This window comes from Mycobacterium sp. (assembly GCF_050700595.1).
Taxonomy (GTDB): Bacteria; Actinomycetota; Actinomycetes; order Mycobacteriales; family Mycobacteriaceae; genus Mycobacterium.
This window is the reverse complement of the sequence record NZ_JBOHHI010000073.1, coordinates 1-21,510: the sequence shown is the minus strand read 5'-3', so window position 1 is coordinate 21,510 and position 21,510 is coordinate 1. Positions and strand designations below refer to the sequence as shown.

The following is a 21,510-nucleotide window of genomic DNA, read 5'->3' as shown; positions in this document are numbered from 1 at the left end:
TCCTCACTCGAATGCTCCGGGCAACAGGTCCCGGTAGGTCGGTATTCCGGCCACCGACTCCGCGGCCAGCACACCGACCAGCACTGCGCGGGCCAGGCAGTCGGCCGCCGCCGCGCCAACCTCGGTCAGCAACGCGGTCTCCGGCGCGAACGCGGCCGGCGTTTCAGCCGGCGGCGGAACCTCGACGGCGCCGGTGGCCAGCGCGAACACCATATCGCCGTCCACCGGGGTATGCGCGGGCCGGATGGTGCGGGCCAGGCCGTCGTGGGCGGCGGTGGCGACGCGCTTGCACCCGGCCGGGCTCAACGCGGCGTCGGTCGCTACCACACCGATGGTGGTGTTGAGCGGGGTCAATCGGCTTTCCAGCTCCGCCAAGGCGGTGACCTGGTCGGCCGGCGGCGGTACCAACCCGAACTCGTCGGCCAGGTGCGCCAGCCAGGGCAGACCGGTGGCCCGGTCGACCACGTCGCCGGCGGAGTTCACCGCGACAAGCGCGCCGACGGTCACCCCGCAGGCCAGCGTGATCGATGCGGTCCCGACGCCACCCTTGAGCACGCCCGCGCGGGCACCCACCCCGGCGCCAACCGTCCCGACCGCGACCGGCTCGTCAGAGGCTGCTTGGCAGGCGGCGTGCCCGAATTCTGCCGTCGGCCGGCAGCCCCAGCCGCCGACCTCCAGATCGAAAATGACGGCGGCCGGCACGATCGGCACCAATCCGCCCTTCATCGCCACGCCCCGGTCGTGTTCTTCCAGCCAGCTCATCACGCCGTCGGCGGCGGCCAGACCGTAGGCGCTGCCGCCGGCGATCAGCACCGCGTCGACGTAACGCACGCTGTTGGCCGGGTCGAGCAGGTCGGTTTCCCGGCTGCCGGGCGCACCGCCCCGGGAGTCGACGGCACCGACCGTTCCGGGCGGTGCGACGACGACGGTGACGCCGGTCGCCCACCCCGCACCCGGTGTCACGTCGGGGTCCAACCGGTGATAGTGCCCGACGCGGATGCCCCCGACGTCGGTGATCGAGTTCATCTGGACCCCAGCAGCGCCAGGACCAGGTAGTCCTGCACGACGGTCAGCCACTGGTAGACGTCGAGGTGGGGGGCTATCGGATGGTCATCGGGCAGTCGATCCGGCCCGTCGGGGCGGACGTCGAGCATGGTGCCCAACGCCAACCGGACGTCGTTGACGGCTGCGATCCAGGCGTTCGCGGCGTCTTCGGTCAGTTCGACGCGGCCGCCGTCCCCAACGGTGTCCAGTAGTTGTTGAGCGGCAACACGTTTGGCCTCGATGATTTCCGGTTCGTGCAGGCTGCGCAGGGCGGCGTTGAGGATCTCCGCAGCATCGGGTTTGTCGTCCTCCGGTTTGGAGAAATCCGGCAGCAGGCGACGCAGCGTCGCGTTGTCCGGGGGGTCGGTGTTGCCGGTCTTGATGCCGGTGATCTGTTCGAGTTCGTCTGGCGGCGACGAAGATTCCCGATCGTCGAGCAGGCCGATCATCGATCCGACGAGGGTCTTGAGTAAGGCCGCCTCCTGCGACGTCAGGGCGGACCGAAAACGCAAGCCCTCAGCGGTCTCAACCCGCTTCCACTTGCGCACCCCCCGACGTCACCGGTCCTGCTGCATGGTCGCCCACAACCCGGCGGCATGCAGCCTTGACACGTCGACTTCCATGGATTCCCGGCTGCCCGACGACACCACCGCCTTGCCTTCGTTGTGCACTTGCAGCATCAGTTTGGTGGCGTGCGGCTCGCTGTAGCCGAACAATTTCTGGAAGACATACGTCACGTAGTTCATCAGGTTGACCGGGTCGTCCCACACAAGGGTGACCCACGGACTGGCCGTGACGTCGACCGGATCGGCGCGGCGCTGTTCGCTGGTTCCCGGCTTGCTCGGTGCTGACGCAACCATGGTCTCCAGGATACCGAGCAGCGACTGGAGCCATCCGAAGACGACGTCAACCGATACCGTTGCGATGTGGACGACTCTGTCTGTGCGGCGTTGCTGACCGACAAGTACGAGTTGACGATGCTATCGGCGGCGCTGCGCGACGGCACGGCGCACCGTCGGACCACCTTCGAGCTGTTCGCCCGGCGGCTGCCCGACGGGCGACGGTACGGGGTCCTAGCCGGCACCGGCCGGTTTCTGGAAGCGTTGCCGCAGTTGAGGTTCGACGACACCACGCTGGCATCGCTGGCGGAATTCCTTGACGCAGACACGTTGCGCTACCTCGCTGATTTCCGGTTCCGCGGCGACGTCGAGGGATATGCCGAGGGTGAGCTGTACTTCCCCGGATCACCGGTGCTTTCGGTGCAGGGCAGCTTCGCCGAGTGCATTGTGCTGGAGACGCTCGCGCTGTCGATCTTCAATCATGACACCGCGATCGCGTCGGCAGCCGCCCGGATGGTCAGTGCCGCGGCCGAGCGGCCGCTGATCGAGATGGGGTCACGGCGCACCCACGAGCGGGCCGCTGTCGCTGCGGCCCGCGCCGCCTACGTCGCCGGCTTTGCCGCATCGTCGAATCTGGAGGCCAAGCGCCGATACGGGGTGCCGGCCGAGGGCACCGCTGCGCACGCGTTCACCTTGTTGCACAACGGTGCCGACGGGCCCGACGAGCCGGCGGCTTTCCGCGCCCAGGCAGACGCGCTGGGCGTCGGCACCACCTTGCTGGTCGACACCTACGACGTGACCACCGGCGTGGCCAACGCGGTCGCGGCCGTCGGCGTCGAGCTCGGCGCGGTGCGCATCGACTCCGGTGAGCTGGGCGTACTGGCCCGTCAGGTCCGCGAGCAGCTCGACCGGCTCGGGGCGACGGGGACCCGGATCGTGGTCTCCGGTGATCTCGACGAGTTCGCGATCGCCGCGCTGCGGGCCGAGCCGGTGGACAGCTACGGGGTCGGCACCGCGCTGGTCACCGGGTCGGGCGCGCCGACCGCGAACATGGTCTACAAGCTGGTCGAGGTGGACGGCATTCCGGTGCAGAAGCGCAGCGTGCGCAAGGAGTCCAACGGCGGCCACAAACAGGCGGCCCGGACGAGCCGCCCGACCGGCACGATCACCGAGGAGATCGTCTACCCGGCGGGCCGCCCGCCCGAGACCGGCGAGCCGTGCCGGATGTTGACCACACCGCTGGTGCGCGACGGGCAGCCGGTGGCCGACACGGGCAGGGTGGCGGTGGACGCGGCACGGAGGTTGGTGGCGTCGGGCTTGCGAAGTCTGCCGTGGGAGGGTCTGATGTTGTCGCGCGGCGATCCGGCGATTCCCACGACGCAGATCCCGGCCACCCCCCGATAACCGACAACCGCAGGAGTAGCCACGCCCGATCTGTCCGTGCCCGAGCTGCTGGCCACCGCGGTGGCGGCGCTGGGAGGTAGTGAGCGCGGCGGCCAGCTGCAGATGGCCGCCGCGGTCGCGCAGGCTTTCGAAACCGGCGAGCACCTCGCGGTACAGGCCGGCACCGGCACCGGGAAGTCGTTGGCCTACCTGGTGCCGGCGATCGTGCACGCGGTCTCGGATGACACGCCGGTGGTGGTTTCGACCGCGACAATCGCGTTGCAGCGCCAACTCGTCGACCGCGATCTGCCCCAATTGGCCGATTCACTCGCCGATGCGCTGCCCCGCCGGCCCCGGTTCGCGTTGCTGAAGGGGCGACGGAATTACCTGTGCCTGAACAAAATCCACGGTGGCTCCGCGACAGACTCCGCGGACGAACTTCAGGACGAGCTCTTCGACGCGCCGACTGTCACCGCGTTGGGCCGCGACGTGCAACGGCTCACCGCGTGGGCGTCGTCGACGGATTCCGGTGACCGTGACGATCTCAAGCCGGGCGTGGCAGACCGGTCGTGGGCCCAGGTCAGCGTGTCGGCGCGGGAATGCCTCGGCATGGCACGCTGCCCGTTCGGCGCCGAGTGCTTCGCCGAACGCGCAAGAGGAGCTGCCGGCCGGGCTGATGTTGTCGTCACCAACCACGCGCTGCTGGCCATCGACGCGGTCGCCGACTCGGCCGTGCTGCCCGAACACCGGCTGCTGGTGGTCGACGAGGCGCACGAGCTGGCCGACCGGGTGACCGCGGTGGCCACCGGGGAGCTCACGTCGGCTGCGCTCGGGGTCGCCTCCCGACGCATCACCCGGCTCGTCGAACCGGAATTGCTGCAGCGGTGGGAGACCGCGTCGGGCAGGTTCACCGCGGCGATCACCGACGCGAGCCCCGGGCGCATCGATCATCTCGACGACGAGCTGGCCACGCACCTGACCGCACTACGCGACGCGGCCGGCGCGGCGCAGTCGGCGATCGACATGTCGCCCGGCGACCCGAAGGCGGCGGCCGCTCGCGCCGAGGCGGTCGCCAGCCTCACCGAGATCGGTGACACCGCCTCGCGGATCCTGGCGTCGTTCGCCCCGGCGATCCCCGACCGCACCGATGTGGTCTGGCTGGACCACGAGGACAACCGCGGCGCGACACGCGCCGTGCTCAAAGTGGCGCCGCTGTCGGTGGCCGGCGTGCTGCGCGACCGGTTGTTCGCCGGTGTGACGGCGGTGTTAACCTCGGCCACGCTGACCGTCGGCGGATCGTTCGACGCGATGGCCACCGCGTGGGGTCTGGCCGACAGCGATGATGAGCCGCGGTGGCGCGGTCTCGATGTCGGCTCGCCGTTCCGGCACGCCAAGGCCGGGATTCTGTATGTGGCGGCTCACCTGCCGCCGCCCGGACGCGACGGCACCGGCTCGGCCGAGCAGCTGACCGAGATCGCCGACCTGATCACCGCCGCGGGCGGGCGCACGCTCGGCTTGTTCTCGTCGATGCGGGCGGCACGCGCCGCCGCCGAGGCCCTGGCCGAGCGGCTGTCCACGCCGGTGCTCTGCCAGGGTGACGACAACACCGCCGCACTGGTCGGGCAGTTCGCCGCCGACGCCGCCACGTCGCTGTTCGGCACGCTCTCGCTGTGGCAGGGCGTCGACGTGCCCGGCCCGTCGCTGTCGCTGGTGATCATCGACCGCATCCCGTTCCCGCGACCCGACGACCCGCTGCTTTCCGCCCGCCAGCGCGCGGTGGCCGCGCACGGCGGCAACGGATTCATGGCGGTCGCCGCCAGCCACGCCGCGCTGCTACTGGCGCAGGGGTCGGGGCGGCTGCTGCGCGGCGTCGAGGACCGCGGTGTGGTCGCGGTGCTCGACTCCCGGATGGCCACCGCCCGCTACGGCGGCTATCTGCGCGCCTCGCTGCCGCCGTTCTGGCCGACGACGGACGGCGGTGAAGTCCGCAACGCACTCACTCGGCTGCGCTCTGCATCGTCGCCGAGCTAAGCCAGCGTCACCAATCCCAGCTCGGCCGCGTCGGCGAGCATCGGGTGATGGGGCAGCACCCGCACGGTGTAACCCACGGCCCCGGCGACCGGCAACGGCGTCGTCGTCGAAAAGATTTCGCCGCCGCCGAATGCGGTGCCGGTGTGCGACATCTCGATGGTGACCGGATCGAGCAGCGTGTCGCCGGCGTCGACCCTCCCCACCAAAGCCTGCACGACGACCTCGTCGGGACGAAGCCCGTCCAGCCGCACGGCCGCCGTCAGGGTCAGCTTCGACCCGAGCACCGGTGTATCCGGCAGACCGGTGCTGTCGACGTCGGTGATGTGGATCTTCGGCCACGCCGCAAATGCGCGCCGACGGTAGCCGGCCAGCTCGCGGGCCGCCTCGAAGGTAGCCCGGCCGTCGCCGTCGACCGCGACCATGCTGCGCAGCGACTGCGCCGCCGGTGTGTAGTACCGCTCGACATAGTCGCGCACCATCCGGGACGCCAGCACTTTCGGTCCGAGCGTCTGCAGGGTGTGGCTCACCATTTCGATCCACCGCCTCGGCACCCCGTGCTCGTCGCGCTCGTAGAACTTCGGCGCCACCGCGTGCTCGAGCAGCTCGTATAGTGCGCCGGCCTCCAGGTCGTCGCGACGGGCCTCGTCGGCCGTTCGAGCGGCGGACGATATCTCCCAGCCGTTTTCGCCGTCGTACCACTCGTCCCACCAGCCGTCGCGGATGGACAGGTTCAAGCCGCCGTTGAGCGCGTTTTTCATCCCCGACGTGCCGCACGCCTCCAACGGCCGCAGCGGGTTGTTCAACCACACGTCGCAACCCCAGTACAGCCGGCGTGCCATCGACATGTCGTAGTCGGGCAGGAAGGCGATGCGGTGGCGTACTTCAGGCCGATCGGCGAACCGCACCACCTGCTGGATGAGTGCCTTGCCGGCGTCGTCGGCGGGATGCGACTTGCCCGCGACGATCACCTGGATCGGTTTTTCGTCGTCGAGCAGCAGCCGTTCGAGCCGGTCCGGGTCGCGCAGCATCAGCGTCAGCCGCTTGTAGGTCGGAACCCGCCGGGCGAACCCGACGGTGAGCACTTGCGCATCGAACGCCGACGAGATCCAGCCCAGTTCGGACTCCGACGCGCCGCGCTCCAGCCACGCTTTGCGCAGCCGCGCCCGCACGTCGTCGACCAGCAACTCCCGCAGTTGCGAACGGATCCACCACAGGTGCCCGGCATCGACCTGCTGTAGCCGCTGCCACACCGCGGGTTCGCTGGCCGAATCCGATCCGATCAGTTCGCGACCCAGTTGCAACCAATGCGGGGCGGCCCAGCTGGGTGCGTGGACGCCGTTGGTGATCGATCCGATGGGCACCTCGTCGGGGTCGAACCCGCGCCACAGCCCGTTGAACATCACCCTGCTCACCCGGCCGTGCAGCAGCGAGACGCCGTTTGCGCGTTGCGCCAGTCGCAAACCCATGTGCGCCATGTTGAAGGTGTCCGGCTCCTCTTCAGCGCCCAGCGCCAGGATTCGGTCGGTTGGCACGCCCGGCAGCAGCACTGCGCCGGCTTTCTCGTCGGGCGCATCGTCGAAGTACCGCTGCACCATCTCCACCGGAAACCGGTCGATCCCGGCGGGCACCGGGGTGTGGGTGGTGAACACCGTGCTGGAGCGCACGACGGTCAGCGCGGTGTCGAAGTCCAACCCGGAATCGGTGACCAATTCGCGGATGCGTTCTGCGCCAAGGAATCCGGCGTGGCCCTCGTTCATGTGAAACACCTCGGGCGCCGGCAACCCTTCGACGGCGGTGAAGGCGCGGATTGCCCGCACCCCGCCGATCCCGGCCAAGATCTCTTGTTTGATGCGGTGGTCCTGGTCGCCGCCATAGAGGCGATCGGTGACACCGCGCAGATCGTGTTCGTTTTCCGGAATGCCCGAGTCCAGCAACAGCAACGGAACGCGGCCGACCTGCGCCACCCAGATCCGGGCCCGCAACGACCCGGAGTCCGGCAATGCCAGCTCGACCAGCGCCGGATCGCCGTCGGCGGCGACGAGCAGCCGCAATGGCAGGCCCTGCGGGTCCAACGACGGGTACGTTTCGTGCTGCCAGCCGTCGGCGGACAGCGACTGCCGGAAGTAGCCGGAGCGGTAGTACAGGCCCACCGCGATCAGTGGTAATCCCAGATCGGAGGCCGACTTCAGATGGTCGCCGGCCAGGATTCCCAATCCGCCCGAGTAGTTCGGCAGCACCTCGGCGACCCCGAACTCCATCGAGAAGTAGGCGATGCCGCTGGGCATGGCGGCGCCCTCGCTTTGCTGCTGCTGGTACCACAGCGGGCGGGTGAGGTAGTCGGTCAGATCGGCGGCCAACCCGTCGAGTCGGCCGACAAATCCGGGATCGCCGGCCAATTCGTCGAGTCGTGCCGAGCTTACCGCGCCCAGCAGCGCCACCGGGTCGTGGCCGCATTGCTCCCATAACGCCGGGTCGATGGCCGCGAACAGGTCCCGTGTCGAATTCTCCCAGCACCAGCGCAGGTTGGTCGACAGCTGCTCCAGGGCGGCCAAGCGGTCCGGAAGGTGAGCACGCACGGTGAACCGGCGGAGGGCTTTCACGCGTCATTAGCTTACTGACGACGCGCTTTGCGGCCGTGCGTGTGGCCCGACACTACGGTGGGTATTGGGCGCGAAGAGCGCGAACAGGCGACGAAACGGGGTGGCGGTGACCGGTCGTGTCGAGATCGATAACGTCGCGCCCGTCGTCTCGTGCGGCGCGCACCCGGCCAAAGCGGTGGTCGGCGAGGTCGTTCCGGTCAGTGCGGCGGTGTGGCGAGACGGCCACGACGCCGTCGCGGCGACCCTGGTGGTGCGCTACCTCGGGCCCCGATATCCACAAGTGGGCGAAACCCGCCGAATCAAGGCCGTGCAGCTGATCGAAGACCGGGCCGCCCAGACGCCGCCCAGGGTCAAGCCGCTGCAGGTCGGAATGACGATGGGCGAAGAGCCCTACGTGTTCCACGGTCAGTTCACCCCGGACAAAGTCGGGTTGTGGACGTTTCGGGTGGACGGCTGGGGTGACCCCATCCACACCTGGCGGCATGCCGTGGTGGCCAAGCTGGATGCCGGTCAGGGCGAGGCGGAGCTGTCCAACGACCTGCTGATCGGCTCTCATCTGTTCGAACGCGCCGCCGCCGGGGTGCCCCGCGACCACCGCAGACCGGTGCTGGCGGCAGCCGCGGCGCTGCGCAACGCGGGCGATCCGGTGACCCGCGCGGCGCTGGCGCTGACCCCCGAGATCGACGAATTGCTGGAGCACTATCCGCTGCGCGATCTGGTCACCCGCGGTGAGCAGTACGGAATCTGGGTGGATCGGCCGCAGGCCCGCTTCGGTGCCTGGTACGAGATGTTCCCGCGCTCGACCGGCGGCTGGGATGGTGACGGCAACCCGGTGCACGGTACGTTCGCCACCGCCGAAGCGGCGCTGCCCCGCATCGCGGAGATGGGCTTCGACGTGGTGTACCTGGCGCCGATCCATCCCATCGGCAAGGTGCACCGCAAGGGCCGCAACAACACCGCGACCGCCGTGCCCGGCGACGTCGGATCCCCGTGGGCGATCGGCAGCGACGAGGGCGGCCACGACGCGGTGCATCCGCTGCTGGGCACCATCGACGACTTCGACGATTTCGTCGCGGCGACCCGTCGGTTGGGCATGGAGGTGGCGCTGGATCTGGCGCTGCAATGCGCGCCGGATCACCCCTGGGCGCGAGAACACCGGGAATGGTTCACCGAATTGCCCGACGGCACCATCGCGTACGCGGAGAACCCACCGAAGAAATACCAGGACATCTATCCGCTCAACTTCGAGAACGATCCGGCCGGACTCTACGACGAGGTGCTGCGTGTGGTGCGGCACTGGATGGACCACGGCGTCAAGATCTTCCGGGTCGACAACCCGCACACCAAGCCGCCGGACTTCTGGGCGTGGCTGATCGGTCAGGTGAAAGCGGTCGACCCCGATGTGCTGTTTCTGTCCGAGGCATTCACCCCGCCGGCCCGCCAGTACGGGCTGGCCAAGCTCGGCTTCACCCAGTCTTACACTTACTTCACCTGGCGCACGGCCAAGTGGGAGCTCACCGAATTCGGCGCGGACATCGCAAAGCTCGCCGACTACCGCCGCCCCAACCTGTTCGTCAACACCCCGGACATCCTGCACGCGATCCTGCAGCACAACGGGCCCGGCATGTTCGCGATCCGCGCGGTGCTGGCGGCGACCATGAGCCCGGCCTGGGGCATGTACTCCGGGTACGAGCTCTTCGAGCACCGCGCCGTGCGCGAAGGCAGCGAGGAATACCTCGACTCGGAGAAATACGAGTTACGGCCGCGCGACTTCGCGTCCGCGCTGGCCGAAGGCCGATCACTGGAGCCATTCATCACCCAGCTCAACAACATCCGCCGCTGGCATCCCGCATTGCGCGAATTGCGCACCATCCGATTTCACCAGCTGGACAACGACGCCCTGCTGGCCTACAGCAAGTCCGACCCAATCACCGGCGACTGTGTGCTGGTGGTGGTGACGCTCAACGCGTTCGCTCCCGAGGATGCGACGTTGTGGTTGGACATGGCCGCACTGGGTATGGAGTCCTACGAGCGGTTCTGGGTGCGCGACGAGATAACCGGCGAGGAATACCAATGGGGCCAATCCAATTATGTGCGCATCGATCCCGTACGGGCGGTCGCCCACATCATCAACATGCCGCCGATACCGTCCGAAGCCCGAACCACGCTACTGCGCCGGAGGTGACGCTGCGATGACACCGACCGACCAACTCGCCAGGACGCACCTGACGCCCGAACCCAACGACCTGGATCGTCTGGTGGCCGGGGTTCACCACAACCCGCACAGCATCCTGGGCGCCCACGAATACGGCGATCACACCGTCATCCGGGCGTTTCGCCCGCACGCGGCCGAGGTGGTCGCGCTCGTCGGTGACAACCGATACCGGCTGCAGCACATCGATTCCGGCCTGTTTGCGGTCGCGCTGCCGTTCGTCGACCTGATCGACTACCGCCTCGAGGTGAGCTACCACGGTGCCGACGTGCACGTCGCCGCCGACGGCTACCGATTCCTGCCCACGCTGGGCGAGATCGATCTGCACTTGTTCGCCGAGGGCCGCCACGAACGGCTATGGGACGTGCTGGGTGCCCACCCGCGCTCGTTCACCACCGCCGACGGGGTGGTCGAGGGCGTGTCGTTCGCGGTCTGGGCGCCCAATGCCAAGGGCGTCAGCTTGATCGGCGACTTCAACGGCTGGAACGGCAACGACGCGCCGCTGCGGGTGCTCGGCTCGTCGGGAGTGTGGGAGCTGTTCTGGCCCGGTTTCCCACCCGACGGCTTGTACAAATTCCGGGTGCACGGTGCCGACGGCGCCGTCATCGACCGGGCCGACCCGTTCGCCTTCGCCACCGAGGTGCCGCCGCACACCGCGTCGCGGGTGACCTCGAGCAGCTACACCTGGGGGGACGTCGAGTGGATGACCGAACGCGCCCGGCGCAACCCGGTGTTCGAGCCGATGAGCATCTTTGAAGTGCACCTGGGTTCGTGGCGCCCGGGGCTCAGTTACCGTGAGCTCGCCCGCGAGCTAACCGACTACATTGTGGCGCAGGGGTTTACTCACATCGAGTTGCTGCCCGTCGCCGAGCACCCGTTCGCCGGATCATGGGGATATCAGGTCACGTCCTACTACGCGCCGACATCCCGATTCGGCACGCCAGACGACTTCCGGGCACTGGTCGACACGCTGCACCAGGCCGGTATCGGCGTCATCGTGGACTGGGTTCCCGCGCACTTCCCCAAGGACGCGTGGGCGCTGGGCCGGTTCGACGGCACACCACTCTACGAGCATTCCGATCCCAAGCGGGGCGAGCAACTCGACTGGGGTACTTACGTATTCGACTTCGGCCGTCCCGAGGTCCGCAACTTCCTGGTCGCCAATGCGCTGTTCTGGCTACAGGAGTTCCACATCGACGGTCTGCGAGTGGACGCGGTGGCGTCGATGCTCTACCTCGACTATTCGCGCCCGACAGACGGCTGGACACCCAACATCTACGGCGGTCGGGAGAACCTGGAGGCGGTGCAGTTTCTGCAGGAGATGAACGCCACTGCCCACAAGGCCGCACCGGGCATTGTCACCATCGCCGAGGAATCCACATCGTGGCCGGGCGTATCGCGGCCGACCAGCCTTGGTGGCCTGGGCTTTTCGATGAAGTGGAACATGGGCTGGATGCACGACACGCTCGACTACATCAGCCATGATCCGGTGCATCGCAATTATCACCACCACGAGATCACCTTCTCGATGCTCTACGCGTTCAGCGAGAACTTCGTGCTGCCACTCAGCCACGACGAAGTGGTGCACGGCAAGGGCACCCTGTGGGGGCGGATGCCGGGCAACGATCATGTGAAGGCTGCCGGATTGCGCAGTCTGCTGGCCTACCAGTGGGCGCATCCGGGCAAGCAACTGCTGTTCATGGGACAAGAATTCGGGCAGCGTGCCGAATGGTCCGAGGAGCGTGGGCTGGACTGGTACCAGCTCGACGAGAACAGCTTCTCCACCGGCATCCTGCACATGGTGCGCGCCATCAACGGGATCTACCGCAGCCACCCGGCGCTGTGGAGTCAAGACACCCGCCCGGAGGGCTATTCCTGGATCGACGCCAACGACTCGGCCAACAACGTGCTGAGCTTCCTGCGGTACGGCAGCGACGGCTCGGTGATGGCGTGCGTCTTCAATTTCGCCGGTGTCGAACATGCTGACTACCGGCTCGGTCTGCCCGCTGCCGGTCGCTGGCGCGAGGTGCTCAACACCGACGCCGCCGACTACAACGGCAGTGGGATCGGGAATCTGGGCGGTGTGGACGCCACCGACGATCCCTGGCACGGTCGCCCCGCCTCCGCGGTGTTGGTGCTACCGCCAATGTCGGCGCTCTGGCTGGAGCCTTCTTAGCGCGAGCAGACGCAACTAGTACAGCGCGTTGGCGAGGTTGCGCCGGCCGGCAATCACCTCGGGGTCGGCCGGATCGAAAAGCTCGAACAACTCGATGAGCCGGGTCCGGACCGAAGTGCGTTCGTCGCCGGAGGTACGCCGCACCAGCGCGATCATCCGGTCAAACGCGGCGCTCACATCCTGGTTGAGCAGGTGCACGTCGGCAGCGGCGAACGCGGCTTCGATGTCGTCGGGCGCGGCGTCGGCAACCGCGACCGCGTCCGGTCGCTGTGCGCTCGCCCGGATCAAGAATGCGATCTGACGTATCGCCCCTTTGGCTTCGGCGTGACTCGGCTCGGCGTCCAGCAGTGCCTGGTACGACTCGAGCGCAGCAGCGAAGTCGCCATCCTCGAGCTGCTGGCGCGCCCGTGCCAGCGCCGGATCAACCTCTTGCGGTTCCCCGGAATCCGTTGCGCCGCCCAGTTTGCCGGCTGTCGCGGACAACAGCGAGTCCAGCCAACCGCGTAACTGGTCTTCCGGCTGCATGCCCTGAAAGCTCGACAGCGGCTGCCCTGCGGCCAACGCCACCACGGTCGGGACCACTTCGACACCGAAAATCTGAGCCACCCGGGGCGCGGCGTCGACGTTGACGGTCGCCAGCGACCAGTTGCCGCCATCCGCGGCGGCCAAACCGGACAACATGTCGGCCAACTGCAAACACACGTCGCTGCGCGGCGACCACAACAGCACCACGACCGGCACCTGGTTGGACCGGATCAGCACCTCGTCTTCGAAATTCGCCTCGGTGATCTCGACACCGGCCGGCTGTACCGACCCGGCCCCGGCCGCGTCGCCACCGGCTGAAGTGCTCTGCTGGGCTCGCTGCTTGAGGGCGGACAGATCGACTGCTCCGGCCATGGCTGGCCCGATCGGGGGTCGGGGACGGGTCACGTCGTCAAGTCTGGCACGTCGCTACCGGGGCCCCGCCACCCGGATGGGACGACCGAGGTGACCGAAATCACAGTCGGCGACAACCCAGCGTGTGCACACAACGCCAGCAACCGTTTTTGTAACGCCGATCGAACGCACGTGCGGTGGCAGCCGCGTCAGCCGGCCCGCAGAACCAGCGCGTCGCCCTGACCACCGCCGCCACACAGCGCCGCGACTCCGTAGCCGGAGCCACGGCGCGCCAACTCCAAAGCCACATGCAGCGTGATGCGGGCGCCCGACATGCCGATCGGATGCCCGACGGCGATCGCGCCGCCGTTGACGTTGACGAGTTCCGGGTCGACACCGAGTTCCTGGGTCGATGCCAACGCCACCGCGGCGAAGGCCTCGTTGATCTCCACCACGTCGAGTTGGTCGACCGAGATACCCTCGCGGCTAAGCGCTTTCTTGATCGCGTTGGCGGGCTGTGATTGCAGTGTGGAATCCGGGCCGGCCACCACGCCGTGCGCACCGATCTCGACCAGCCAGGACAATCCCAGCTCGGCGGCCTTGTCCTTGTTCATCACCACGACCGCGGCCGCGGCGTCGGAGATTTGCGACGACGATCCCGCCGTGATGGTGCCGTCCGGGCGGAACGCCGGTTTGAGTCCGCCCAGTGATTCCGCGGTGGTGTTGGCACGAATGCCCTCATCCTCGTTGAATTGCAGTGGATCGCCCTTGCGCTGCGGAATGCTCACCGGCACGACCTCGTCGGCGAAAACGCCGTCCTTCCACGCCGCGGCCGCCCTCTGGTGCGACCGAGCGGCGTACTCATCCTGTTGCTGGCGGGTGAACTTGTCGATCTCGTTGCGCTGCTCGGTCAGTGCGCCCATCGGCTGATCGGTGAACACATCGTGCAGCCCGTCGTAGGCCATGTGGTCCAACACCGTCACATCGCCGTACCGATAGCCGGCCCGGCTATCCATCAGCAGGTGCGGCGCCTTGGTCATGGACTCCTGGCCGCCCGCTACCACCACATCGAACTCGCCGGCCCGGATCAACTGGTCAGCAAGGGCAATTGCGTCCATACCGGACAGGCACATCTTGTTGATCGTCAGCGCCGGCACATCCCAGCTGATGCCGGCCGCCACCGCGGCCTGGCGGGCGGGCATCTGACCGGCCCCGGCGGTCAGCACCTGACCCATGATCACGTACTCGACGGCCGATGCCGCTACCTTGGCCTTTTCCAGGGCGCCGGCGATCGCGATGGCACCCAGATCGCTGGCCGGGAAGTCCTTCAGCGAACCCATCAATTTGCCGATGGGTGTCCGTGCACCAGCAACTATCACCGACGTCGTCATGAATACCTCCGAAACGGGCGGAAACGGCCAATCGAGCAGACCGGGAAGCGCAATCGTTCCCGTAAGGTTACCGTGCTGTTATGACAACCGAACACGTCGACGTCCGTCCCACCCTGGCCAGCGCGTTGGTGACCGCGGTTGACCACGTCGGCATCGCGGTGGCGGACCTGGACGCCGCGATCACCTGGTACCACGATCACCTCGGCATGATCGTGGTACACGAGGAAGTCAACGACGACCAGGGCATTCGCGAGGCCATGCTGGCGGTGCGCGGCGCCTCGATCGGCAGCGCGCAGGTCCAGCTGATGGCGCCGATCGATGAGTCTTCGGCGATCGCGAAGTTCCTTGACAAACGCGGGCCCGGCATCCAGCAGTTGGCCTACCGGGTCAGCGATCTGGAAACCCTCACCGAGCGGCTGCACGAACGAGGAGTCCGGTTGCTCTATGACGCGCCGCGTCGCGGCACAGCTAATTCGCGGATCAATTTCATCCACCCCAAAGACGCCGGCGGGGTGTTGATCGAATTGGTCGAGTCGGCCGCCGATTCCGACTCCACCGACTAATCGTCGCCGGGCTAAAACCACTGCCCGGCTAAGACCACTTGCGGGTCGGGCCGCGGGTAGCGCGGTTTGTCCAGCACGGCGTGTGCCAATGCCGCCGGTCCTCAACCGCGGTCTCACCCAATTCCGCGGGCCATACCACTACATGTGCAGTGCCAGAACGGATTTCGTGATCGCACCCGGGGCACCGGTACGTCTTGACGGCTCGGGCGGCGGCAACTGGCCGCACTTCGTATTCGTGACCGTCGGGCCCGGTTTCCAGCCTGCGCGGAACCGGCAGCGGTGCCGGCTGCTGCCGACGTGACGATGCACGGCGCCGAGGCATGGTGCCAGTCTAAAGACAGACCTCAGAACAGTCGGTACTCGTCGCTGTCCATCCCCCGCATTTTATCGTAATCCAGTGTCAGGCAGCGAATCCCGCGGTCGACCGCCAGAGTGCGCGCCTGCGGCTTGATCTGCTGGGCGGCGAATACCCCGCTGACCGGTGCGAGCAGGCTGTCGCGGTTGAGCAACTCGAGATACCGGGTGAGCTGCTCGACGCCGTCGATCTCGCCGCGGCGTTTGATCTCGACGGCAACCGAGTGTCCCTGTTGATCGCGGCACAGCAGGTCGACCGGCCCGATGGCGGTCATGTACTCGCGCCGCACCAACGTATAACCGGCACCGAGCAACTCGACGTGCTCAGCCAGCAGCGCCTGCAGGTGGGCTTCGACACCGTCTTTGACCAGTCCCGGGTCCACACCCAGCTGATGGCTGGAGTCGTGCTCGATGTCCTCGATGGTGATGCGCAGTTGCTCGCCGGATTTGTTCTGTACCACCCATACCGGGGTCGCGCCGTCGAGTTCTTCGGAGAGCCAGCATGGCGGACTCATCCAGTTCAACGGCTTGTAGGCGCGGTCGTCGGCGTGCACGCTCACCGAGCCGTCCGCCTTGAACAGCAGCAGCCTGCGCGCGGACGGCAGATGTGCGGTGAGCCGGCCGAGGTAGTCGACCGTGCACTGGGCGATCACGAGACGCACACAAGCCACATTAGGGGCAGCGCCATCCACGATTTAGGCTGACGCCAGCATGATGGCCCAGATAACGGTGGCGCAACGCTTAGGCCGGCTATTAGAGCGAGTAACCCGGCAAAGCAGCCGGTTGCCCGACACCCCGGCATACGGCTCCTGGCTGCTGGGCAAGGTATCCGAGAGCCAGGCCCGCCGTCGGGTGCGGATTCAGGTGATCCTGACCGTCTTCATCATCGTCGTGAACCTGGTCGGGATCGGCGTGGCGCTGCTGTTGGTGACGGTTGCTCTTCCGGTCCCCAGCGTCTTCAGCGATGCGCCGGTGTGGCTCACCTTCGGGGTCATACCGGCCTATGTGGCGATCGCACTGGCGGTCGGTATCTATTGGATCACCCGGCGGACCGTCGCGGTACTGCGATGGGCAATCGAGGAACGAAAACCCACCCCCATCGACGAGCGGAACACCTTCTTGGCCCCATTGCGGGTGGCGCTCGTCCTGCTTGCCCTGTGGGGGTTTGGGACCGCATTGCTGACAACTCTCTATGGCCTCACCAACAGTATGTTCATCCCGAAATCACTCTTCTCGGTGAGCATTTGCGGTGTCCTGGTCGCCACCACCTGCTACTTGATCTTCGAGTTCACACTGCGGCCGGTCGCCGCCCAAGCACTCGAAGCGGGACCACCGCCGCGACGTCTCGCTCCGGGCATCATGGGTCGAACCATGACCGTGTGGCTGTTGGGTTCCGGTGTGCCCGTCCTCGGCATCGCCCTGACAGCGTTCTTCGCGTTAGTGCTACGCAACCTGACGATGACCCAATTCGGAGTTGCGGTGCTGATCATCGCAACTGCCACACTGGTCTTCGGGTTTCTTTTGATGTGGTTGCTGTCCTGGCTCATCGCGACCCCGGTGCGAGTGGTGCGGGCCGCGCTCAGACGTGTCGAGCAGGGCGATCTACGGGGCGACCTGGTGGTGTTCGACGGGACGGAACTCGGCGAGTTGCAAAGTGGTTTCAACGCCATGGTCAACGGCTTACGGGAGCGCGAACGCGTACGCGATCTGTTCGGCCGCCATGTCGGTCGTGAGGTCGCGGCGGCCGCGGAACGGGAACAACTCCAGCTCGGCGGCGAAGAGCGGTATGTCGCAGTGGTTTTCGTCGATATCGTCGCGTCGACACAGTTGGTGACGAAGCGACCGGCCGCGGAGATCGTGCAATTGCTCAACCGGTTCTTCGCGGTGATCGTCGATGAGGTGGACCGTCATCGTGGACTGGTCAACAAGTTCGAGGGCGACGCGACGCTGGCCATCTTCGGTGCTCCGAATCACCTCGAACATCCCGAGGACGAGGCGCTGGCCACCGCTCGCGCCATCGCAGAGCGACTGGGGATCGAGGTGCCGGAGTGCCGGGCCGGCATCGGGGTGGCGGCCGGGCAGGTTGTCGCGGGAAATGTCGGCGCCAAAGAACGGTTCGAGTACACGGTCATCGGTGCGCCGGTCAACGAGGCGGCCCGACTGAGCGAACTGGCCAAAACCGAGCCCGATCGACTATTGGCGTCCTCGGAAGCGGTCGATGGTGCGAGCCAAGACGAGCGTGCACTTTGGTCGTTGGGTGAGACGGTCACGCTGCGCGGTCACGACCGCCCAACGCGGCTGGCGACTCTCGCATAGTCGGGGTCACGGTCCCACCGCGATGTCGCATTTCCGCTAGTAATGTCAGTGGTGGGGTGTAATTGTCGAATTGTGCATGACGACTTCGACCGCTGCTACCGGGTCGTGCAGTCCAAGGACCCCCGGTTCGATGGCTGGTTCGTCACCGCGGTGCTGACTACCCGGATATATTGCCGTCCCAGCTGTCCGGCCCGGCCGCCGTTCGCCCGCAATGTGCGCTTCTATCCCACCGCTGCGGCCGCCCAGCGAGCGGGTTTCCGGGCATGCAAACGCTGTCGCCCGGACGCGTCACCGGGCTCGCCGGAATGGAACGTGCGCGGCGACACGGTCGCGCGGGCAATGCGGTTGATCGCCGACGGCATCGTGGACCGCGAGGGCGTCAGCGGCCTCGCGGCGCGCCTTGGCTACACCGCCCGCCAGCTGGAACGGCTGTTGCAGGCCGAACTGGGCGCCGGCCCGCTTGCCCTGGCCCGCGCGCAACGCACCCAGACCGCCCGGGTGCTGATCGAGACGACGGACCTGCCGTTCAGCGATGTCGCGTTCGCCGCCGGGTTCTCCAGCATCCGTCAGTTCAACGAGACGCTGCGCGCGGTGTGCGACGCCACCCCGACGGCGTTGCGGGCACGCGCAACCGGCCGGTTTGGCTGCGACCGCACCGCACCCGGGACGGTGTCATTGCGGTTACCGGTACGCACACCATTCGCCTACGAAGGCGTCTTCGGACACCTGGCCGCCGGTGCGGTACCCGGATGTGAGGAAGTGCGCGACGGCGCGTATCGCCGAACACTGCGGCTGCCGTGCGGCAACGGCATCGTCAGCTTGACTCCGGCGCCCGACCATGTCCGCTGCCTGCTTGCCCTCGACGACTTCCGCGACCTGACGACCGCGATCGCCCGGTGCCGGCGGCTGCTGGATCTGGACGCCGATCCCGAAGCGGTAATCGATGTCCTGGGTTCTGACCCCGACCTGGGCGCCGTGGTGGCCAAAGCACCCGGACAACGCATTCCCCGCACCGTGGACGAGGCTGAGCTGGCCGTGCGCGCCGTACTGGGCCAGCAGGTATCGACGAAAGCCGCACGAACCCACGCTTGTCGGCTGGTCGCCAACTACGGGCAATCCGTCCACGACAGCGGGGGCGCGCTGACGCACACCTTCCCGACGGTCGAGCGGCTCCTCGACGTCGATCCGGCCCATCTGGCCGTCCCGAAGGCGCGTCGACGGACGCTGACGGCCCTGGTCGCCGGGCTCGCCGACGGCAGCGTGGTACTGGACGCGGGCTGCGACTGGGACGCTGCCCGCCGGCAGTTGCTGACACTTCCCGGAGTGGGATCCTGGACCGCGGAGGTGATCGCCATGCGTGGGCTCGGCGACCCAGACGCGTTTCCGGTCACCGATCTGGGACTGCGGCTGGCTGCCGAACAGCTGCGCTTGCCAACAGGTCAGCGAGCGCTCATCGCACGAAGCAACCGTTGGCGACCGTGGCGGTCCTATGCCACGCAACATCTGTGGACGACATTGGAGCATCCAGTGAACCACTGGCCACCGAAGGAGATCGCTTGATGATTCGCTACTGCACCATCGACAGCCCGATCGGCCCGCTGACGCTGGCCGGGCGTGGCAATGTGCTGACCAACCTGCGGATGGCAGACCAGACCCACGAGCCGAACCGTGCCGATTGGGTGTCCGATGACCGGGCCTTCCCGGAGGCCGTCGACCAGCTGGGCGCGTATTTCACCGAGGAACGCACCGACTTCGATGTCGAGCTGAGCATGACCGGCACCGAGTTCCAGCGGCGGGTCTGGCACGCGCTGAGGACGATTCCATACGGCGAGACCCGATCCTATGGCGAGATCGCCGAACAGATCGGTGCGCCCGGGGCGGCTCGCGCGGTCGGTTTGGCCAATGGGCGCAATCCAATTGCCATTATCGTGCCCTGCCACCGGGTGATCGGGGCGAACGGCAGCCTTACCGGCTACGGCGGCGGCCTCGATCGCAAACGATCGCTGCTCGAATTGGAGCAAAAGCGGAAAGCTGCAACTTTGGCTCTCTTCGATTGAGCATCGTCAAAAGTGAAATGCCCGTGCCCCCCAATCGAATTGGGGGGCACGGGACTTAAATTGTGTTCGGCGGTGTCCTACTTTTCCACCCGGGTGGGCAGTATCATCGGCGCTGGCAGGCTTAGCTTCCGGGTTCGGGATGGGTCCGGGCGTTTCCCTGTCGCTGTGGCCGCCGTAACTTTGTTTTGTTGTGGTGGTTTGGTGGGGGGGTGTGGATTTGTGGATGTGGTGTGGTTGCGGTGTGTGTAAGTTTTCGGCCGGTTAGTGCCAGTTCCCTGCGCCCCTTGCGGGGTGTGTAGGTCTGGTCTATCGATCCCGTGGTCTGCGGGGGGCCTTATCCCACTTAATGGGTGAGAAGCCTGGTCTTGGAGAAGGTTTCCCGCTTAGATGCTTTCAGCGGTTATCCTGTCCGAACGTGGCTATCCAGCGGTGCCCCTGGTGGGACAACTGGTGGACCAGAGGTTCGTCCGTCCCGGTCCTCTCGTACTAGGGACAGGTTTCCTCAGGCTTCTGACGCGCGCGGCGGATAGAGACCGAACTGTCTCACGACGTTCTAAACCCAGCTCGCGTGCCGCTTTAATGGGCGAACAGCCCAACCCTTGGGACCTGCTCCAGCCCCAGGATGCGACGAGCCGACATCGAGGTGCCAAACCATCCCGTCGATATGGACTCTTGGGGAAGATCAGCCTGTTATCCCCGGGGTACCTTTTATCCGTTGAGCGACACCCCTTCCACTCGGGGGTGCCGGATCACTAGTCCCGACTTTCGTCCCTGCTTGACGTGTCAGTCTTACAGTCAAGCTCCCTTGTGCACTTACACTCGCCACCTGATTGCCGTCCAGGTTGAGGGAACCTTTGGGCGCCTCCGTTACATTTTAGGAGGCAACCGCCCCAGTTAAACTACCCGCCAGGCACTGTCCCTGAACCCGGTTCAGGGTTCGAGGTTAGAGGTCCAATACGATCAGAGTGGTATTTCAACAATGACTCCACACCAACTGGCGTTGATGCTTCATAGTCTCCCACCTATCCTACACAAACCGTATCGAACATCAATACCAAGTTGTAGTAAAGGTCCCGGGGTCTTTTCGTCCTGCCGCGCGTAACGAGCATCTTTACTCGTAGTGCAATTTCGCCGAGCCTATGGTTGAGACAGTTGAGAAGTCGTTACGCCATTCGTGCAGGTCGGAACTTACCCGACAAGGAATTTCGCTACCTTAGGATGGTTATAGTTACCACCGCCGTTTACTGGGGCTTAAATTCTCCGCTTCACCCCGAAGGGTTGACAGGTCCTCTTAACCTTCCAGCACCGGGCAGGCGTCAGTCCGTATACATCGTCTTGCGACTTGGCACGGACCTGTGTTTTTAGTAAACAGTCGCTTCCCACTGGTCTCTGCGGCCTTCAAACGCTCCCGGAGCAAGTCCGTTCACGCCTCAGGCCCCCCTTCTCCCGAAGTTACGGGGGCATTTTGCCGAGTTCCTTAACCACGATTCTCTCGATCTCCTTAGTATTCTCTACCTGACCACCTGAGTCGGTTTGGGGTACGGGCGGCTGGAACCTCGCGTCGATGCTTTTCTTGGCAGCATAGGATCACTGATTTCTCCCGTAAGGGATACGCATCGGATCTCAGGCTATGTGAGAGACGGATTTGCCTATCTCTCGCCCTACGTC

General features: G+C 66.4%; 16 protein-coding genes and 2 rRNA genes. 8 read left to right on the top strand and 10 right to left on the bottom strand.

Going from position 1 to position 21,510, the window contains the following annotated elements; genetic code table 11:
- Window positions 1-3: 3 nt before the first annotated feature.
- From ACRDTL_RS07475 to clpS, 3 genes are read right to left on the bottom strand one after another with little or no spacing between them, the layout of a single operon-like run.
- A complete protein-coding gene (locus ACRDTL_RS07475; protein WP_431506075.1) occupies window positions 4-1,026 on the bottom strand; it encodes a P1 family peptidase in 1,023 nt (340 codons plus the stop codon).
- Window positions 1,023-1,592, bottom strand: a complete 570-nt coding sequence (locus tag ACRDTL_RS07470; RefSeq protein WP_431506074.1) for a DUF2017 domain-containing protein — start codon at window positions 1,590-1,592, stop codon at window positions 1,023-1,025. Before ACRDTL_RS07470 ends, ACRDTL_RS07475 begins: the two co-directional genes overlap by 4 nt.
- A 9-nt stretch (window positions 1,593-1,601) precedes the next feature.
- Entirely contained in the window at window positions 1,602-1,904 is a 303-nt protein-coding gene (gene clpS, locus ACRDTL_RS07465; RefSeq protein WP_431506073.1) for an ATP-dependent Clp protease adapter ClpS, read from the bottom strand.
- Between the two features lie 66 nt (window positions 1,905-1,970).
- Between clpS and ACRDTL_RS07460 the strand changes: the two genes are divergently transcribed.
- Together ACRDTL_RS07460 and ACRDTL_RS07455 are read left to right on the top strand one after the other, a co-directional pair.
- The gene (locus ACRDTL_RS07460) at window positions 1,971-3,287 is read left to right on the top strand and encodes a nicotinate phosphoribosyltransferase (protein WP_431506072.1); all 1,317 of its coding nucleotides are present in this window, start codon (window positions 1,971-1,973) and stop codon (window positions 3,285-3,287) included.
- A 30-nt stretch (window positions 3,288-3,317) separates the two neighbouring features.
- Entirely contained in the window at window positions 3,318-5,297 is a 1,980-nt protein-coding gene (locus ACRDTL_RS07455) for an ATP-dependent DNA helicase (protein WP_431506087.1), read from the top strand.
- On the opposite strand, the gene glgP is transcribed toward ACRDTL_RS07455, so the two are convergent.
- Window positions 5,294-7,897: an alpha-glucan family phosphorylase gene (glgP, locus tag ACRDTL_RS07450; protein WP_431506071.1), complete on the bottom strand. Its 2,604-nt coding sequence runs from the start codon at window positions 7,895-7,897 to the stop codon at window positions 5,294-5,296. The two genes, ACRDTL_RS07455 and glgP, sit on opposite strands and share 4 nt — an antisense overlap.
- A gap of 100 nt (window positions 7,898-7,997) precedes the next feature.
- Between glgP and ACRDTL_RS07445 the strand changes: the two genes are divergently transcribed.
- Together ACRDTL_RS07445 and glgB are read left to right on the top strand one after the other, a co-directional pair.
- The gene (locus ACRDTL_RS07445) at window positions 7,998-10,082 is read left to right on the top strand and encodes an alpha-1,4-glucan--maltose-1-phosphate maltosyltransferase (RefSeq protein WP_431506070.1); all 2,085 of its coding nucleotides are present in this window, start codon (window positions 7,998-8,000) and stop codon (window positions 10,080-10,082) included.
- A 7-nt stretch (window positions 10,083-10,089) separates the two neighbouring features.
- Window positions 10,090-12,285 (top strand): 1,4-alpha-glucan branching protein GlgB, encoded by a 2,196-nt coding sequence (gene glgB, locus ACRDTL_RS07440; protein ID WP_431506069.1) that lies wholly within the window; start codon window positions 10,090-10,092, stop codon window positions 12,283-12,285.
- Between the two features lie 15 nt (window positions 12,286-12,300).
- On the opposite strand, the gene ACRDTL_RS07435 is transcribed toward glgB, so the two are convergent.
- Window positions 12,301-13,215 carry a tetratricopeptide repeat protein gene (locus ACRDTL_RS07435; RefSeq protein ID WP_431506068.1) on the bottom strand — a complete coding sequence of 305 codons (915 nt, stop codon included), beginning with the start codon at window positions 13,213-13,215 and terminating at the stop codon, window positions 12,301-12,303.
- Between the two features lie 155 nt (window positions 13,216-13,370).
- Window positions 13,371-14,552 (bottom strand): acetyl-CoA C-acetyltransferase, encoded by a 1,182-nt coding sequence (locus tag ACRDTL_RS07430; RefSeq protein WP_431506067.1) that lies wholly within the window; start codon window positions 14,550-14,552, stop codon window positions 13,371-13,373.
- 80 nt (window positions 14,553-14,632) lie between these two features.
- Between ACRDTL_RS07430 and mce the strand changes: the two genes are divergently transcribed.
- Window positions 14,633-15,115, top strand: coding sequence for a methylmalonyl-CoA epimerase (mce, locus tag ACRDTL_RS07425; RefSeq protein WP_431506066.1), 483 nt, complete (start codon window positions 14,633-14,635; stop codon window positions 15,113-15,115).
- Between the two features lie 28 nt (window positions 15,116-15,143).
- Here the strand turns inward: mce and ACRDTL_RS07420 are convergent, their stop codons facing one another.
- Both ACRDTL_RS07420 and nucS read right to left on the bottom strand, forming a co-directional pair.
- Window positions 15,144-15,437: a hypothetical protein gene (locus tag ACRDTL_RS07420; protein ID WP_431506065.1), complete on the bottom strand. Its 294-nt coding sequence runs from the start codon at window positions 15,435-15,437 to the stop codon at window positions 15,144-15,146.
- Window positions 15,438-15,459: 22 nt separating this feature from the next.
- On the bottom strand, window positions 15,460-16,131 hold the full coding sequence (gene nucS, locus ACRDTL_RS07415) for an endonuclease NucS (RefSeq protein ID WP_431506064.1): 672 nt from the start codon (window positions 16,129-16,131) through the stop codon (window positions 15,460-15,462).
- Window positions 16,132-16,180: 49 nt separating this feature from the next.
- On the opposite strand from nucS, the gene ACRDTL_RS07410 reads away from it, so the two are divergent.
- The 3 genes from ACRDTL_RS07410 (at window position 16,181) to ACRDTL_RS07400 (ending at window position 19,842) form a co-directional block, all read left to right on the top strand.
- Window positions 16,181-17,785, top strand: coding sequence for an adenylate/guanylate cyclase domain-containing protein (locus tag ACRDTL_RS07410; protein ID WP_431506063.1), 1,605 nt, complete (start codon window positions 16,181-16,183; stop codon window positions 17,783-17,785).
- Window positions 17,786-17,857: 72 nt separating this feature from the next.
- Window positions 17,858-19,345, top strand: coding sequence for an AlkA N-terminal domain-containing protein (locus ACRDTL_RS07405; protein ID WP_431506062.1), 1,488 nt, complete (start codon window positions 17,858-17,860; stop codon window positions 19,343-19,345).
- On the top strand, window positions 19,345-19,842 hold the full coding sequence (locus tag ACRDTL_RS07400; protein ID WP_431506061.1) for a methylated-DNA--[protein]-cysteine S-methyltransferase: 498 nt from the start codon (window positions 19,345-19,347) through the stop codon (window positions 19,840-19,842). The genes ACRDTL_RS07405 and ACRDTL_RS07400 overlap by 1 nt, the downstream gene beginning before the upstream one ends.
- Before the next feature lie 64 nt (window positions 19,843-19,906).
- On the opposite strand, the gene rrf is transcribed toward ACRDTL_RS07400, so the two are convergent.
- Window positions 19,907-20,019: ribosomal RNA gene (rrf, locus tag ACRDTL_RS07395) — 5S ribosomal RNA — on the bottom strand.
- A 64-nt stretch (window positions 20,020-20,083) separates the two neighbouring features.
- Window positions 20,084-21,510: ribosomal RNA gene (locus ACRDTL_RS07390) — 23S ribosomal RNA — on the bottom strand; the annotation flags it as partial.